General features: G+C 71.3%; 11 protein-coding genes and 1 riboswitch. Of the genes, 5 read left to right on the top strand and 6 right to left on the bottom strand.

The window, feature by feature from the left end:
* Nucleotides 1-267 precede the first annotated feature (267 nt).
* Entirely contained in the window at nt 268-1,560 is a 1,293-nt protein-coding gene (locus AAW14_RS37930) for an ATP-binding protein (protein WP_265569025.1), read from the top strand.
* The gene (locus AAW14_RS37935) at nt 1,557-2,291 is read left to right on the top strand and encodes a LuxR C-terminal-related transcriptional regulator (protein WP_265569026.1); all 735 of its coding nucleotides are present in this window, start codon (nt 1,557-1,559) and stop codon (nt 2,289-2,291) included. Before AAW14_RS37930 ends, AAW14_RS37935 begins: the two co-directional genes overlap by 4 nt.
* A 29-nt stretch (nt 2,292-2,320) precedes the next feature.
* Here the strand turns inward: AAW14_RS37935 and AAW14_RS37940 are convergent, their stop codons facing one another.
* Nucleotides 2,321-3,388: a C40 family peptidase gene (locus AAW14_RS37940; RefSeq protein ID WP_265569028.1), complete on the bottom strand. Its 1,068-nt coding sequence runs from the start codon at nt 3,386-3,388 to the stop codon at nt 2,321-2,323.
* 444 nt (nt 3,389-3,832) lie between these two features.
* Here AAW14_RS37940 and AAW14_RS37945 point away from each other — a divergent pair, with 444 nt between their 5' ends.
* Complete coding sequence (locus tag AAW14_RS37945; protein WP_265569029.1) at nt 3,833-4,186, top strand: hypothetical protein; 354 nt, start codon at nt 3,833-3,835, stop codon at nt 4,184-4,186.
* On the opposite strand, the gene AAW14_RS37950 is transcribed toward AAW14_RS37945, so the two are convergent.
* Together AAW14_RS37950 and AAW14_RS37955 are read right to left on the bottom strand one after the other, a co-directional pair.
* Nucleotides 4,164-5,138, bottom strand: a complete 975-nt coding sequence (locus AAW14_RS37950) for a tellurite resistance/C4-dicarboxylate transporter family protein (protein ID WP_265569030.1) — start codon at nt 5,136-5,138, stop codon at nt 4,164-4,166. The two genes, AAW14_RS37945 and AAW14_RS37950, sit on opposite strands and share 23 nt — an antisense overlap.
* A gap of 219 nt (nt 5,139-5,357) precedes the next feature.
* The gene (locus AAW14_RS37955) at nt 5,358-6,545 is read right to left on the bottom strand and encodes a C40 family peptidase (protein WP_265569031.1); all 1,188 of its coding nucleotides are present in this window, start codon (nt 6,543-6,545) and stop codon (nt 5,358-5,360) included.
* A gap of 8 nt (nt 6,546-6,553) precedes the next feature.
* Nucleotides 6,554-6,724, bottom strand: a riboswitch (cyclic di-AMP (ydaO/yuaA leader).
* Between the two features lie 401 nt (nt 6,725-7,125).
* On the opposite strand from AAW14_RS37955, the gene pcrA reads away from it, so the two are divergent.
* Complete coding sequence (gene pcrA / locus AAW14_RS37960; RefSeq protein WP_265569032.1) at nt 7,126-9,639, top strand: DNA helicase PcrA; 2,514 nt, start codon at nt 7,126-7,128, stop codon at nt 9,637-9,639.
* Between the two features lie 78 nt (nt 9,640-9,717).
* Here pcrA and AAW14_RS37965 read toward each other — a convergent pair whose 3' ends face one another.
* The gene (locus AAW14_RS37965; RefSeq protein WP_265569033.1) at nt 9,718-11,313 is read right to left on the bottom strand and encodes a M23 family metallopeptidase; all 1,596 of its coding nucleotides are present in this window, start codon (nt 11,311-11,313) and stop codon (nt 9,718-9,720) included.
* Nucleotides 11,314-11,708: 395 nt separating this feature from the next.
* On the bottom strand, nt 11,709-12,569 hold the full coding sequence (locus tag AAW14_RS37970; RefSeq protein ID WP_265569034.1) for an esterase/lipase family protein: 861 nt from the start codon (nt 12,567-12,569) through the stop codon (nt 11,709-11,711).
* 652 nt (nt 12,570-13,221) lie between these two features.
* On the opposite strand from AAW14_RS37970, the gene AAW14_RS37975 reads away from it, so the two are divergent.
* Nucleotides 13,222-13,638, top strand: a complete 417-nt coding sequence (locus AAW14_RS37975) for a cobalamin B12-binding domain-containing protein (RefSeq protein WP_265569035.1) — start codon at nt 13,222-13,224, stop codon at nt 13,636-13,638.
* A 377-nt stretch (nt 13,639-14,015) separates the two neighbouring features.
* Here AAW14_RS37975 and AAW14_RS37980 read toward each other — a convergent pair.
* Nucleotides 14,016-15,435 (bottom strand): DUF5691 domain-containing protein (locus tag AAW14_RS37980; RefSeq protein ID WP_265569036.1); only part of this gene is annotated, 1,420 nt, incomplete at its 5' end.

Genomic DNA, 15,435 nt, shown 5'->3' on the forward strand with positions numbered 1-15,435 from the left:
CCCCGGGGCGCGGCGGGCCCGGCGCCGGCGGCGGGGCCCGGCCCCGCGCAGGGATCCCGCCCCGCTGCCGCGTGCTGCTGATCTGTCATGTGTCCATGGTCCCCGGCGCAACCGTCCCGCGGCAGTCGGGACGACCCTGGCCGAACCCTGAAATCTGCCCTGACGGCCGACGGAGGGAAGCGTTCGACATCGCGGATTCGAAGATCAGGGGAGTCTCGGGGGCGGACCCTGATGTCCGGCTGGCACGGTCATGTGACCATCGATGGCATGCCGGACGCCGGAGCACCGCCCCTCGCAGAACCGCGGCCGCCGCGCAAGCTCTACCGCAGCAGCGACGGACGCTGGCTCGGGGGCGTGGCGCGGGGGCTCGCCGGGCATCTCGGCCTGCCCGTGATCTGGGTCCGCCTCGTCTTCGTCGGCCTGATCATGGCGGACGGCCTGGGCGCGCTGCTGTACGCCGCGTTCTGGTTCTTCGTCCCGCTCGGCGTCGGCGGTGTCGACGAACGGCGCACCGCGTCCCTGGTCAGCGCCGAGACCTCGGCGGACGGCCGCCGAAGACTGGTCGCCCGCAAGCCCGACCGCGGACAGATCGTCGCCCTGCTCCTCATGGTCGTCGTGGCAGTGACCTTCGTGGGCAGCGTGAACCTCAGCGGCGGCGCCAAGGCATATCTCATCCCGGCCGTCCTCGTCGCGGCGGGCGTCGCCCTGGTCTGGCGCCAGGCGGACAACGCGCGGCGGGCCCGCTGGATGGAGGTCGGCAGCCGTCGGCGCACCCTCACCCTGCTGCGTGCCGCGGCCGGAGTCCTGCTGGTCACCGCGGGCGTCTCCGGCATATTCGTGCTGCAGGGCTCCGCGGCCCACCTCGGCTCGGTCCTGCAGGCGGCGCTCGCGGTCCTCGTCGGCATCACGCTGCTCGCCGGACCGTATCTGGTCCGGATGACCCAGGACCTCTCCGAGGAGCGCCTGATGCGCATCCGCGCCCAGGAACGTGCGGAGGTCGCCGCCCATGTCCACGACTCGGTCCTGCACACCCTGACCCTGATCCAGCGCAACGCGGAGAACGCGAACGAGGTCCGCCGCCTCGCCCGCGCCCAGGAGCGTGACCTGCGCGCCTGGCTCTACAACCCCGAAGGAACCGGCAAGGACGAGGCCGAGGAGCCGGACACTCTCGCGGAGGCGGTCCGGCGCAACGCGGCGGAGGTCGAGGACAAGCACGGAGTGCCCATCGAGGTCGTCATCGTCGGCGACTGCCCCCTCGACGAGCGGATCGGCGCACAGATGCAGGCCGCGCGCGAAGCGATGGTGAACGCCGCCAAGTACGGTGGCGACGGTGGTGCCGTCCAGGTCTACGCCGAGGTCGAGGGCGAGACGGTCTTCGTGTCCGTCCGCGATCGCGGCCCCGGCTTCGATCTCGACGCGATACCCGCCGACCGCATGGGTGTCAGAGAATCGATCATCGGGCGCATGGAGCGCAACGGCGGTACGGCGCGGCTGCGTGCGGTCCCGGACGGCGGCACGGAGGTCGAACTGGAGATGGAGAGGGCGGAGGGGACGTCATGAGCGAGGCGAACGAGGCGACCGGACAGGCAGGTTCCGGCGAGTCCGCGGTGTCCGGCGGCGGCGCGGGTGCCCGGCGCGTGCGGGTCGTGCTCGTGGACGACCACCGCATGTTCCGTACGGGCGTGCAGGCCGAGATCGGCCAGACCGAGCAGACCGGCGTCGAGGTCGTCGGCGAGGCCCCGGACGTCGACCAGGCGGTCTCGGTGATCACGGCGACACGGCCCGAGGTGGTCCTCCTGGACGTCCATCTGCCGGGCGGCGGCGGGGTCGAAGTACTGCGCCGCTGCGCCTCGCTGATGGCCGACACCGAGCGGCCCGTCCGGTTCCTGGCGCTGTCGGTGTCGGACGCCGCCGAGGACGTCATCGGCGTGATCCGCGGCGGCGCCCGAGGCTATGTCACCAAGACCATCACCGGCACGGACCTCGTCAACTCCATCTTCCGAGTACAGGAGGGCGACGCGGTGTTCTCGCCGCGTCTGGCCGGCTTCGTCCTCGACGCCTTCGCCTCGACCGACGCCCCGCCCGTCGACGAGGACCTCGACCGCCTCACCCAGCGCGAGCGCGAGGTGCTGCGCCTCATCGCCCGCGGTTACGCCTACAAGGAGATCGCCAAGCAGCTGTTCATCTCGGTGAAGACGGTCGAGTCCCATGTCTCGGCGGTCCTGCGCAAGCTCCAGCTGTCGAACCGCCATGAGCTGACCCGCTGGGCGACGGCGCGCCGACTGGTCTGACGGACCCCGCCGAGCGCGAACAGGGCGGTTCACACCACCCGGGTGGCCCCTGCGAACGGCATCTCGTCGATCGGCGCCAGCCGCACCGGGGCCGACGGATTCGGGGCGTGGATCATCTGGCCATGCCCTACGTAGATCCCCACATGGCTGACGCCGGAGTAGAAGAACACCAGGTCACCGGGGAGGAGTTCGGCGCGCGACACGCGGCGGCCCGCGTCGATCTGGGCGTATGTCGTACGCGGCAGCGAGACGCCGGCCGAGCGGTACGCGGACTGCACCAGGCCCGAGCAGTCGAAGGCGTCGGGGCCGGTGGCACCCCAGACGTAGGGACTGCCGAGCTTGCCGTACGCGTACGCCACCGCGGCCGCGGCCCGTGCGCCGGGCGCCTCCGCGGCCGCCGTCGAGGCCGACACCGGCCCCAGGACGTCTCGCGCCGCGGACCGCGCCGATCGCCCCGCTCCACCGTCCGCCGCGAGCCGTGCCCGCTGTTCCTGTGAGAGCCGGGACAGCAGCTGCCGCGCCTCGCCCAGCTTCTCGTTGATCGTCCGCTTCTCCCGCTGCAGCTCCGCCTGCCGCGACGTCAGGGAGGCCAGTTCCACCCGCGCCGCGCCGCGCAGCCGCTCGATCTCCCGTAACTGATCGCGTACGCGCGTCACGGCCGCCGCCTGCCGCCCGTCGACCCGCTCGGCGAACGCGGCGTCGTCGAGATACTCTCCCGGATCCTCGGAGAGCAGGAGCTGTACCGAGGGGTCGATGCCCCCGTTGCGGTACTGCGCGGCGGCGGCCGAACCCAGCGCCTCCCGTGCCGAGTTGAGCCGGTCCGTCCGGCGCGCCGCCTCGTCCCGCAGCGCGTTGAGCCGTTCCGCGGCCCGGTTCGCCTCCTCCTTCGCCCCGTCGTACTTCTCGGTGGCGGTCTCGGCCTCCTGGTACAGCTTGTCGACCTTGGCCCTGACCTGGTCCGGCGAAAGGGGTGGCTCGGCGTGCCCGGTTCCGTCGAAGCCGGTCGCGGACGCTGCTCCCGCGAGGGCGATCGTGACAGCGGTGCGGGCCGCGCCGCCGCCGAACGAACGCTGTCTGGGCTTGCGGTGCGCTGCCACCTGGACGTCACGTCCTCTCGTACGACTGCCGGGGCCGCGGGCGGTGTCATGCGTCCGGCGGCGGCATGCACAGGGGGAGCGAGCCGCCGCCGGACCTTTCTCGGCGGTGGTGTCCGACGGCCGCCCCTGGCCCGGGCGGCGGTGGGGAGCCGGGCACCTGCTGGAGGACGCTATGCCGCAACGTGATGAGTTCGTGACGCAATGTACGGAAGTGGCGCGACCGGACTGACGGTGACCGTATGTGACCGTGATCCCGGTCTGAGGCCGCCGACTTCACACTGTGTGATGACCGATGCGGCGGTTCCGGGGCACCCGGAAGTGGCGGAGTGCTATGGGGCGCATATATGCGAGCCCGCGCGCAGTCGCGAGGGCCTGCACGGCGGCCGTCACATGTGCGGGGCCGGTGTCGGGGCGCTCAGGTGCGCCAGATTAGGCTCCGGCCCCATGGACGTACTCATCCATCTCTTCGTCGGTCTGCACATCGTCGGCATCGCCGCGCTCCTCGGCGGCTTCCTCACCCAGATGAAGGCGATGGGCCGAGGCACGGCCCGTTTCGTGCCCGCGATGCTGCACGGCGCGCTGACCATGCTCGTCACCGGTGTCGCCCTGGTCGGCCTCAACCAGGCGGACCACCACTCGGTCGACACGATCAAGATCGGCGTCAAGCTGGCCCTGCTGATCGTGATCCTCGGCCTGGTGTACGTGAAGCGCGACGAGGAGAAGGTCGAGAAGCTCCCCTTCGCCCTGGCCGGCGCGCTGACCACCGCGAACATCTTCATCGCGGTGCTGTGGACCTGACGGTTCCCAGAGCGGGGCGGGCGGCTCCCACGAGGACCGCGCACCAGACGGCCACCGCGATCCACAGCAGGACCTGGCCCGGGCCGCGCAGCCAAGGGGCCCCCATCGCGGTCGCGACCGACAGCGCCGCCACCGCCGTCATCCCCATCGGGAAGACGGTCCCCCAGCGCCGTACGTCGTAATGGGAACGCGGCCATCGCAGCTCGGCCGCCGCCAGTACGCAGTACCAGAGACAGGCGAGGGCGAGCAGGCCGACGGTGACGGCCCGCAGGACGTCGTTGTCGTCGTTGTTCCACAGGTAGAGCCCACTTTGCGCGGCGTCGAGGAGCTTCGCCCCGGCCAGCGCCGAGATGGCGAGCGCGCCGCCCGCGACCCACTGGTCCCCGGCGCCGGTTGCCACCTGCCGCAGGTCGAAACACCACAGCCCGGCCACATAGGACGCGAGGCCGAGCCAGAAGAACACCAGCGCCGTGTGCGCGAGCCACGCCACCCCCACCGTCGTGGCGAGCGCCGCCCCGAGCACCGCGATGCCCTCCGTCGCGACGCATCCGAGGAACACCACACCGGACATCCCGCGCCGCCAGTTCCGTACGACCAGGAGGACCAGAACGGCCCACAGCGCGACGGCCAGTGCGAGGAGCGCCTCCGCGAGCTGCAGTCCCCCGAGGGCGGACACCCCCGTGCCCAGCACGGTCGTCGCCGCGACCGCGGTGAGCGCGACCGGGGAGCGCGCCTCGGCCAGCCACCGGTCGCGTTCCCGCAGCAGCCGCAGGCTGATGTCGGCTGCGAGGCCCAGCCAGGCGAGGGCGGCCAGGGCGAGGATGACGTCGGCCAGGAGGTCGTACCCGGTCAGGCGCAGCCCGACCGAGAGGATGCCGGTCGCCAACACGGCGGCCCCGGTGGCGGGCGGACGCTGCGCCCACCAGGTGCGGAGCGCGGAGGTGCCTGACATGCGCCCGATGCTAGGGACGCGGGCTCAGCTTGCGTACGGGGCACGCGCGCAGGAGTCCGAAAACAACCCCACGCGCGCGTGCCGCACGAAAGACCCCACGCGCGCGTGCCGCACGAAAGACCCCACGCGCGCGTGCCGCATGAAAGACCCCACGCGCGCGTGCCGCATGAAAGACCCCACGCGCGCGTGGGGCCTTTCACGGAAATGGCAGTCCGGCCGTCAGGCCGGCCGCACCACGCTGTGGATGATCGAGGCGCCGCCGTAGTACACCGACTCCTCACGGACGTACGCGCCCGGTTTCGGGGCGTGGATCATCATTCCGTTGCCGATGTAGATGCCGACGTGGCTGATGTCGTCGTAGAAGAAGATCAGGTCACCGGGTCGGGCGTCGGCGAGCGAGACTGTCGTACCGACGTTGACCTGGTCGTACGTGGTGCGCGGGAGCGTCACCCCGGCGGCCTTCCAGGCGGCCTGGGTCAGGCCCGAGCAGTCGTACGACTCGGGGCCGGTCGCGCCCCACACGTAGGGCTTGCCGATCTGGGCGCGGGCGAACGCGAGGGCGTTCGCCGCCTTCGTCGCGTACGAGGTGTCCGTGGCCGAGGAGCCCGACGAGCCGCTCGTGGTGCCCGACGACGGCTGCGACGACTGCTGCTGCGCAGCCTGCTGCTGGGCAGCCTGCTGCTGGGCAGCCTGCTGCCGGGCCGCCTGCTGTCGCGCCAACTCCGCCGCCTGGCGCTGGGCCTCCTCCTGCTTCTTCTTCTCGATCGCGGCGAGCCGCGCCTTCTGCTGTGCGGTGAGCTCGGACAGCAGCTGCCGCGCGGTGGCGAGCTTCTTCTGGATGTCCGTCTTGGTCGACTTGAGCGTCTGCTGCGACTCGGTGAGTGTCTGCAGGCTCCTGGCGGCCTCCTGCCGCTTCTTCATCGTCGCGGCCTGGTCGGTGATGTACTGGTCGACCGCTTCCTTCTGGCGGCCGGTGAGCCGGCTCATCAGCTGGGTCTGGTCGAAGTAGTCCTGAGGCGTGTCGGCCAGCAGGAAAGTGGCCGTGTCGGGGGCCGCCGCCCCGGTGCGGTACTGCGCGGCAGCGAACGAGCCCAGCTCGTCCCGCGCCTCGTTGAGTTTCTGCGTGCGCCGGGCGACGTCGTCGAGGAGCGTGTCGACCCGCTTGCGCTGCGTGGCCGTCCTCTCCTCGGCCGCGTTGTACCTCTCGGTGGCCGACTCCGCCTGGCGGTAGAGGTCGCCGACCTTCTTCTCGACCTCCTCGACGCTCGGCCTGCCGTCGGGGGAGGGGGCGGCGTTGGCCGTCTGGGAGAGCAGGGCCACGGAGGTGAGGGCGGCCGTCGCGAGGGCGGGGGTCCGTATGCCTGCGATGCGCGTGCCCGAGGGACGCGCCTTGCGGTGCGGCGCCATGAAAGGCGACTCCTTCCGTACACCGCCTACCGAGTTAGCTGTCGGGTTCGGGCGGGTGTTTCCGGAAGGTATGCCCTACGGCCCTGCCCCGCAGGGCTGTTGGCCGATTCACCCCAAGGTCGGTTGGGTCCCCGGCTCCGGCTGCCACGGGTGCACACCGGACTCGGCGGAGGCCGCGCGGCCCGGCGACCTTCGCCGGTGGGGGTCGTGCGGCCCGCCCGGAACGGTAGCCAACTGGTGTGGCCCGTGTGAAGGTTGATGTGCGATATGCCCGATACATTTTTGTGACCTTGGCGAGGGGCCCGGTCGCGCGTGGTCAATGCGGCGGGGTCTGGGATGAGTTGGCCCATTTTTCGGCGAAAACCGGCGCGGTGGCGTCCTCCGCCCGGTTCCGGTGGTGCCGCGGGACCCGGGTGCGGGGTGAGTGCGGTGTGGTCGATTGCCGCCGGTCACCGGGCGGTCCCGGAAGGTGGCGAACCCCGGTCGGCGCCGGAGGGCCGCGGGGCCCCGACCCGCCCCGGCGGCCGAGTTTTCCGGGCGGCGGCCGGTTGTCGGTGCGGCGCCCTAGACTCGGAGAGCGATGAGCAGCCTCTTTGACGACAGCTTCCTGGCGGACCTCAAGGCCACACCGGCCCATGAGGAGGAGCCCCCGCCGCCCGATGACGATCACGCTCCGGAGCCGGTTCCGGACGATCTGTTCGGCGGGAAGTTCGACGTGCCGCCGGAGCGGGACAGCCACTACCGCGATGGCGCGCCGCGCCCGGTCATCGACCCGCAGGCGCTGATCGAGGGGCTGAACGAGAACCAGCGCGCGGCCGTCGTGCACGCCGGATCCCCCCTCCTCATCGTCGCCGGCGCCGGCTCCGGCAAGACCCGCGTGCTCACGCACCGCATCGCCTATCTGCTGGCCGAGCGGGGCGTGCACCCCGGCCAGATCCTCGCGATCACCTTCACCAACAAGGCCGCGGGCGAGATGAAGGAGCGCGTCGAGCAGCTCGTGGGTCCGCGCGCGAACGCGATGTGGGTGATGACCTTCCACAGCGCCTGCGTCCGCATCCTGCGCCGAGAGAGCAAGAAGCTCGGCTTCACCTCCTCCTTCTCGATCTACGACGCCGCCGACAGCAAGCGTCTGATGGCGCTCGTCTGCCGTGACCTGGACCTCGACCCCAAGCGTTTCCCGCCCAAGTCCTTCAGCGCCAAGATCTCCAACCTGAAGAACGAGCTGATCGACGAGGAGGACTTCGCCGCCCAGGCATCCGACGGCTTCGAGAAGACCCTCGCCCAGGCGTACGCGCTCTACCAGTCGCGGCTCCGCGAGGCCAACGCGCTCGACTTCGACGACCTGATCATGACGACGGTCAACCTGCTGCGCGCCTTCCCGGACGTCGCCGAGCACTACCGCCGCCGCTTCCGCCATGTGCTCGTGGACGAGTACCAGGACACGAACCACGCCCAGTACGCCCTGGTGCGCGAGCTCGTCGGCACCTCCGAGCGCCCCGCCGACGTGCCGCCCGGCGGCGAGCACGACGTCCCGCCCGCCGAACTGTGCGTCGTCGGCGACGCCGACCAGTCGATCTACGCCTTCCGCGGCGCCACCATCCGCAACATCCTCCAGTTCGAGGAGGACTACCCCGACGCCACGACGATCCTCCTGGAGCAGAACTACCGCTCCACGCAGACCATCCTGAGCGCCGCCAACGCGGTCATCGAGCGCAACGAGTCGCGCCGCCCCAAGAACCTGTGGACCAACGCGGGTGCGGGCGCGCGGATCACCGGCTATGTCGCCGACACCGAGCACGACGAGGCCCAGTTCGTCGCCGACGAGATAGACCGTCTCACCGACCGGGGCGAGGCGAAGGCCGGTGACGTCGCCGTCTTCTACCGTACGAACGCCCAGTCCCGTGTCTTCGAAGAGGTCTTCATCCGCGTCGGTCTGCCCTACAAGGTCGTCGGCGGCGTCCGTTTCTACGAGCGCAAGGAGGTCCGGGACGTCCTGGCGTATCTGCGGGTGCTGGCGAACCCGGAGGACTCCGTGCCGCTGCGGCGGATCCTGAACGTGCCGAAGCGGGGCATCGGCGACCGGGCCGAGGCGATGATCGACGCCCTGGCCCAGCGCGAGAAGATCAGCTTCTCCCAGGCGCTGCGCCGTGTGGACGAGGCGTACGGCATGGCGGCGCGCTCGACGAACGCGGTCAAGCGGTTCAACGCGCTGATGGAGGACCTGCGGACGATCGTGGAGTCGGGCGCCGGACCGGCCACGGTCCTGGAGGCGGTGCTCGAGCGGACCGGCTATCTGGCCGAACTGCAGGCCTCGACGGACCCCCAGGACGAGACCCGCATCGAGAACCTCCAGGAACTCGCCGCCGTGGCCCTGGAGTTCGAGCAGGAGCGCGGTGAGGGCGCGGCGACTCCAGGGGCTGCCGCCCCGGGAGGCACGCTGGCCGACTTCCTGGAGCAGGTCGCCCTGGTCGCCGACTCCGACCAGATCCCCGACGAGGAGGAGGGCGGCGGCGTCATCACGCTGATGACCCTGCACACCGCCAAGGGTCTGGAGTTCCCGGTCGTCTTCCTGACCGGCATGGAGGACGGCGTCTTCCCGCACATGCGCGCGCTCGGCCAGACCAAGGAGCTGGAGGAGGAGCGGCGGCTGGCGTACGTCGGCATCACGCGTGCCCGGGAGCGGCTGTACCTCACGCGTTCGGCCCTGCGCAGTGCCTGGGGACAGCCCTCGTACAACCCGCCCTCCCGCTTCCTGGAGGAGATCCCGGACCATCACGTGGAGTGGAAGCGGACGGGGGCGCCCGCCGCTCCCAGGGTGGCGGGTCCGGTCTCCGGCGTGGCGGCCTCGCTGTCGTCGTCCCGGTCGCGGTCCTCGGCCGCGGGCGCGTCCGGTTTCGCCACGCGCCGGGGCGGTGCGTCGGAGAAGCCGGTCATCTCCCTGGCGGTCGGCGACCGTGTCACGCATGACCAGTTCGGCCTGGGGACCGTCGTCGGTGTGAAGGGCACGGGCGCGAACGCGGAGGCGACCATCGACTTCGGAGACACGAAGCCGAAGAGGTTGCTGCTGCGGTACGCGCCGGTGGAGAAGCTGTAGTCCGCACAGCGGAGCCCCCGCCGAAAGGCGGGGGCTTTCCCGGCATGTGATCACGCCGAGTTGATCACGGCGATTCGGTCAGGTGGGGTCCAGCCCGTGGCTGCGCAGCCACGGCAGCGGGTCTATCGCGGCACCGCCGTTCGGCCGCACCTCGAAGTGCAGGTGCGGGCCGGTCGAGTTGCCCGAGTTGCCGGAGTACGCGATCGGCTGTCCCGCCTTGACGGTGGTACCGGAGGGGACCTGGTAGCTGGAGAGGTGGCAGTACCACGTCTCCGTACCGTCCTTGGCGGTCACGATCATCATGTTGCCGTACGCGCTGTTCCACTTCGTCTGCACGGTGCCATCGGTCGCGGCCATCACGGTTGTGCCGTACGCGACCGGGAAGTCGATACCGGTGTGCACGGACATCCAGTTGACGCCCGCCTGGCCGAAGTAGGCGCTGAGCCCTCGCTGGGTGACCGGCAGGACGAACTTGGGACGCATCCGCTCCTTCAGGGCGGCCTCCGCCGCCGCCTTCTTCTTGTCGGCCACCTGCTGAGCTTTGAGGTCGATGCGTTCCTGCGTGCGGCTCGCTCGGCCGGCGAAGTCGTTGGCGCCCGCGGAGAGGCTCTCGAGCTGGGAGTCCAGCTTGTTGTTGGCGGCGGACGGCTTCACCGGAGTCGCGCCGGCCGTCGTGTTCTTGCCGCCGCCCACGCCGACGGACGCTGCCGCGATCCCGGCGACCCCCATCACGCAGACCGACGGGACGGCGACCGTCAGCAGCGCGGAACGCTTCGCCGGGCTACGGCGCCGGGAGCGACCGGCGGCACGGGAGGCGGGACGCGAGGCCGGGAGCGGGGTGATCTCTTCCTGGTCCTCGAGCAGCGGGGTGTCGTCGGAGGTCCCACCGGCGCCGCCCCCCAAGCCGGTGTCATCGGTGGCGTGTTGCTCGTACGGAAGCGGCTCGAAGGTGGCGGTGGCCTGCTGGTCGAAGGGCTCCGCCAGGTTGAACGAGGTGGTCGCCGGGTGCTCGTCGAATGCGGTCGTCGCCTGCTGGTCGAAGGCCCCGGAGCCGAAATGCTCGAAGACGGACGTCGTGGGCGCCGTCTCCGTCGCCGTGGACCGGCTGTGCGTGTCGTGCTCGGCGGTGCCGCCCGAGTTCCACTGCGTGGCGTCGTACGCACTCGTGTCGAAGGTCTGCGTGCCCCAGTCCCACTGCTGGGTGTGCCCGGCCGACTGGCCGGCATCCGGCCAGGCGTGCGCGTCCCACTGCCCGGTGGCGTCGGCGGGCGGTGCCTGGGCGGGGATACCGGCGAGCTGCTGATAGCCGGCCGCCCAGGCCGTCGTGTCATGGACGCCGGTGTCGAACGCGGCGTGATGCTGGGCGGCGTAGGGGTCGTAGTTCAGCGACTGATGCGTGCCGGTGCCGAACGTGTGGTGGCTTCCGGTGGACCACTGGCCGGCGTCGTACGAACCGGTCGAACCGTTGCCCGGGAGGTCACCGAAGAGCGGGTCGCTCGTGAAGGCCGAGGTCGCGTGGCTGCCGGTGTCGAAAGCGGTCGCGTAGGGGTCGGCGTACGTCGTGAAGTCACCGTAGCGGCCGTCCTGTCCGCCGTACGACGCGTAGGGCGCCGGGGCGGCATCGGGGGCCGGAGCCGGGGGAGTTGCAGTCCCCGACGGGTGACGGTCGTTCACCGACTTCTCTTTCGCCTCGACAGCAGGGGCTGGCAGAGCAGTGCGGTGACTGTACCCGGCGGTATGCGGGCGCGACAATCTTCGGCAGGTTTCCCGTGGGCAGGAAAAGGGCAATCAGCCGTGTTTCGGCGGTCCCGGCCACGGCTTTGGCTCTTCGTTCGATGAACGTTCGACGGTGTGCGGGTGTCCGGGAGCTGTGGGGTGGCGGTATCGGAATTGTGCCGGGACTCTTCCCGTGGCTGTGCGGGGCATCTTGCGTAGGTGCGCCGGAGCACTTTCGCAGCTGTGCCGGGGTTTTGCGTGGCTACGCCGGGGGCCTTGCGTGGCTGTACCGGAGTCATCGGCGGCCATGCCGGCGTTGCCCTGCTCGGCGCCGGACGGTGGGCGCCGTGGGATCACGCCACGGTCAGACCGTCGGCGTGCGCGGAGGCGGGTGCTCCCGGCTGCTCGAGGTCGAGTGCCTGCCGGATCCCGGCCGCGACCGCGGGATGCACCGGCAGGGCCAGGTGGCCGATGCCGCTCACCCGGATGTTCCGCGCGAGCAGGTCGGGGTGCTCCACGCAGGCTGTCTCCAGAGGATCCATCAGCGGATCCAGGTCGCTCCAGAAGCTCACGAACTGCGTACGGCAGTCGGGGGCCGGAGCACGCAGTTCCTCGATCAGCTCGGAGCCGGGGCGCATCTGGCGGACGATCGGGTGCGCGTTGGCGAGCGGCGCCACCCTGGTGCCGGAGTGCGGGGTGCCCAGGGTGACGAGCGTACGGACGTGGAGGTCGCCGCCGAGGCGCTGCACGTAGTACCGCGCGATCAGGCCGCCCAGGCTGTGTCCGACGATGTCCACCTGCGGCTGGCCGGTGCGTTCGCAGATCTCCTCGATGTGCCGACCGAGCAGCTGGGCGGCGGTACGTATGTCCCAGGTCCACGGAGAGTAATTGAGTGACTCGATGTGCTGACGGCCGTGCTGGGCGAGGTTGCGGCGCAGCAGGACGAACACCGAGCGGTTGTCGATGAACCCGTGGAGGAGGACGACCGGGGGCTTGGCCTTGGTGGGCAGCGTGGCGGTGTCCGGAGGGGGCGGGAGCGGGGCGGAACGACGCTCCTGGATGATGCCCGAGGGGTAGAGCAGCACATGCCCGGCGAGGATCGCGAGCTCCAGGGCGGTCGCCTTCAGGAGAGCCATGGAGAGCCCGGCCAGCCTGGTGGGAAACAGGCACTGGCAGAGCGGAAGAAGGGGCTCGACTGCCCTGGTGACCTTCATGGCCGACCTCCCGTCGGCGCACGCGAGGACGCCTCTGTCCCCCGTGTGCCCTCATGGAAAGCCGTGACGACGGTTACCTGCGGGGGCGGCTACCGCGGGTACGGCCGTGCCGCGGATGCGGCGCGTGCGACGCCGGTGACGTGACGGTCGCCTTTTCGTCGTAATGACGCGATCCCGTCCGTCCTGTGGCGTGGTTCCCGTCCTCCTCGTACGGGTGTGGCTCCCCGCTGTCGTGCCCTTGCATTCCTTTCGTCGGTGAGCCCCACCACGCCCTGCTGCCGGAGCGCTGGTGCGGCCGCCTCGTTGCGGCTCTCCTTGCGCACGATCCCCTCAGTCCACGGCGCGCGAGCCGCTGGTGCTGCGGCGCGTGCCGCGAGGAGGGGAGACCCTGCGCGGCGAACGTGTCCCATTGTGTGATTTCCCCCTCGGTCGCCACCGCGAAACTGCCGGTTGCGGGATGCTGGCGATAACGTTCGTTCACTTCCCCGGTCGGTGCGGCGCGGGGCGCCCGTGCGGTGAGGCGTGGAGTGGCGGTGGGCGTGGTCTGCGCGGACCGAGCCGATCGCGTGGTCCGCGTGTCCGCCGATGCGGTGATGTGGCGGCAGAGCGCTGCATCGGTACAGGGTGGAGTAGACGCTTCATGGAGGCAGTGATGGGTGTGGCAGCCGGTCCGATCCGCGTGGTGGTGGCCAAGCCGGGGCTCGACGGTCACGATCGCGGGGCCAAGGTGATCGCGCGGGCGCTGCGCGACGCGGGTATGGAGGTCATCTACACCGGGCTCCACCAGACCCCCGAGCAGATCGTCGACACGGCGATTCAGGAGGACGCCGACGCGATCGGGCTGTCGATCCTGTCCGGCGCGCACAACACACTGTTCGCGGCGGTGATCGAGCTGCTGAAGCAGCGGGACGCGCAGGACATCCTCGTTTTCGGCGGCGGGATCATCCCCGAGGGGGACATCCCCTTGCTCAAGGAGAAGGGCGTCGCGGAGATCTTCACCCCCGGCGCGACCACCGCGTCGATCGTGGACTGGGTCCGGGCGAACGTGCGGCAGCCGGCCGAGGCGTAGCGCCGGCGCGGGGACGCCGTTTCGCCCAGGGCGGTCGACGGTCGCGAGGTACGTCGCAAGGTACGTGGTGAGGGTGCACAAGCGGCCGACGCAGGGCATCTCCAGCCGGTCCGGGATTCGCGGACGAGGACGCGGCCGATGCGGCGGATGCGGCGGACGCAGGCCGATACGGGGGACGCAGGCCGATACAGGGGCCGGGGGTGTGCCCCAGGCGGCATCCCGGCTCCGGACACCTGGCTTCGGACACCCGGCTCCGGACACCCGGCTCCGGACACCTGGCTTCGGACACCTGGCTTCGGACACCTGGCTTCGGACACCCGGCTTCGGACACCCGGCGGGAGCATCTGGCGCACCCCAGGTCCGCCGAGCACCCCGCTCTACGGTCCCAACTCCTCCCGCATCGTCGCACGCAGCCGCAGCGTCGTCGTCAGGCGCTGGAACGCCTCCGCCCAGTAGCCGCCCGCCCCCGGTGACGCGTCCTCCGGCTCGTCGGGTATCGCCGTCAGCGACTCCAGACGGCTCGCCTCGGCGGGGTCGAGGCAACGTTCGGCCAGCCCCATCACCCCGCTGAAGCTCCACGGATAACTGCCCGCGTCCCGAGCGATGTTGAGCGCGTCCACCACCGCCCGGCCGAGGGGAGCGGCCCATGGGACCGCGCACGCTCCGAGGAGCTGGAACGCCTCCGACAGTCCGTGTGTCGCGATGAACCCGGCGACCCAGTCGGCCCGTTCCCGAGCGCCCAGCGTCGACAGCAGCTTCGACCGCTCCGCCAGCGACACCGCCCCTGGGCCCCCGGCCTCCGGCGCCGACGGGGGTCCGAGCAGGGCCCGGGACCAGCCGGGGTCCCGTTGCCGTACCGCCGCCCGGCACCAGGCCGCGTGCAATTCGCCCCGCCAGTCGTCCGCCACCGGCAGCGCGACGATCTCCTCCGGCGTACGGCCGCCGAGTCGCGTCGTCCAGGAGGCGAGCGGTGTCGCCTCCAACAACTGGCCCAGCCACCACGACCGTTCGCCGCGCCCCGTCGGCGGTCTCGGCACCACGCCGTCGCGTTCCATGCCGGGATCGCACTCGTGCGGCGCCTCGACCACCAGCGTCGGCTCCCCCCGGGTGGGATCGACGGCCACACAGGCCGCCGCACGCGCCGCCATCCGTCCCGCCAGGGCGGATTCCGGCAGTCTGGACAGCAACTCCGCCGCTGTCGCCCGCACATTGCGGCTCCGATCGGACAGCGCCTGCTCGAGGAAGGGCTCGTCCGCGGACTCCAGTCCTGTGCGGAGCGAGTCGAGGAACATCAGTCGGTCCTCGGCCCGCTCCGACGCCCAAGTGGAGGCCAGCAGTTCCCGGCCGAGGGCCGGTCGGCGCGCGCGGAGCGCGCCGAGCAGCGCCACCCGTTCGGCGAACAGGCCTTCCTGCCACAGACGTTGGATGCCGTCCGGGTCGTCGGGTGACGGCAGTTCGGATCCACCGCCGGGCGCGGAGCGCAGAGCGAAGCGCCAGTCCGGGTTCAGCCGGGCCAGCCACAGTGCGCGCGGGCCGGCGAAGGCCAGCGCCGCGGGCCGCAGATCCGTACGGCCGCGAGCCGCGTCCAGGAGCGCGGGGAGAGCTTCCGGGGGCGGCGCGAAGCCGCGTTCCTCGGCCAGGGACAGCCACTGCGGCAGCAGCTCCATGAGGTCGGGGGCGGCTCCCCGGCGGCCGTCACCGCCATGGCCGGGGCGGCCGGACAGCAGCATGGCCAGTCTGCGGGCTGCCGCGGGCGGCAGCGGCGGGCGGGGGTCCGTCGTCGCGGGCTCGAGCCGA

Origin of the sequence: Streptomyces hygroscopicus (genome assembly GCF_026168105.1) — a bacterium.
GTDB lineage: Bacteria > Actinomycetota > Actinomycetes > Streptomycetales > Streptomycetaceae > Streptomyces > Streptomyces hygroscopicus_D.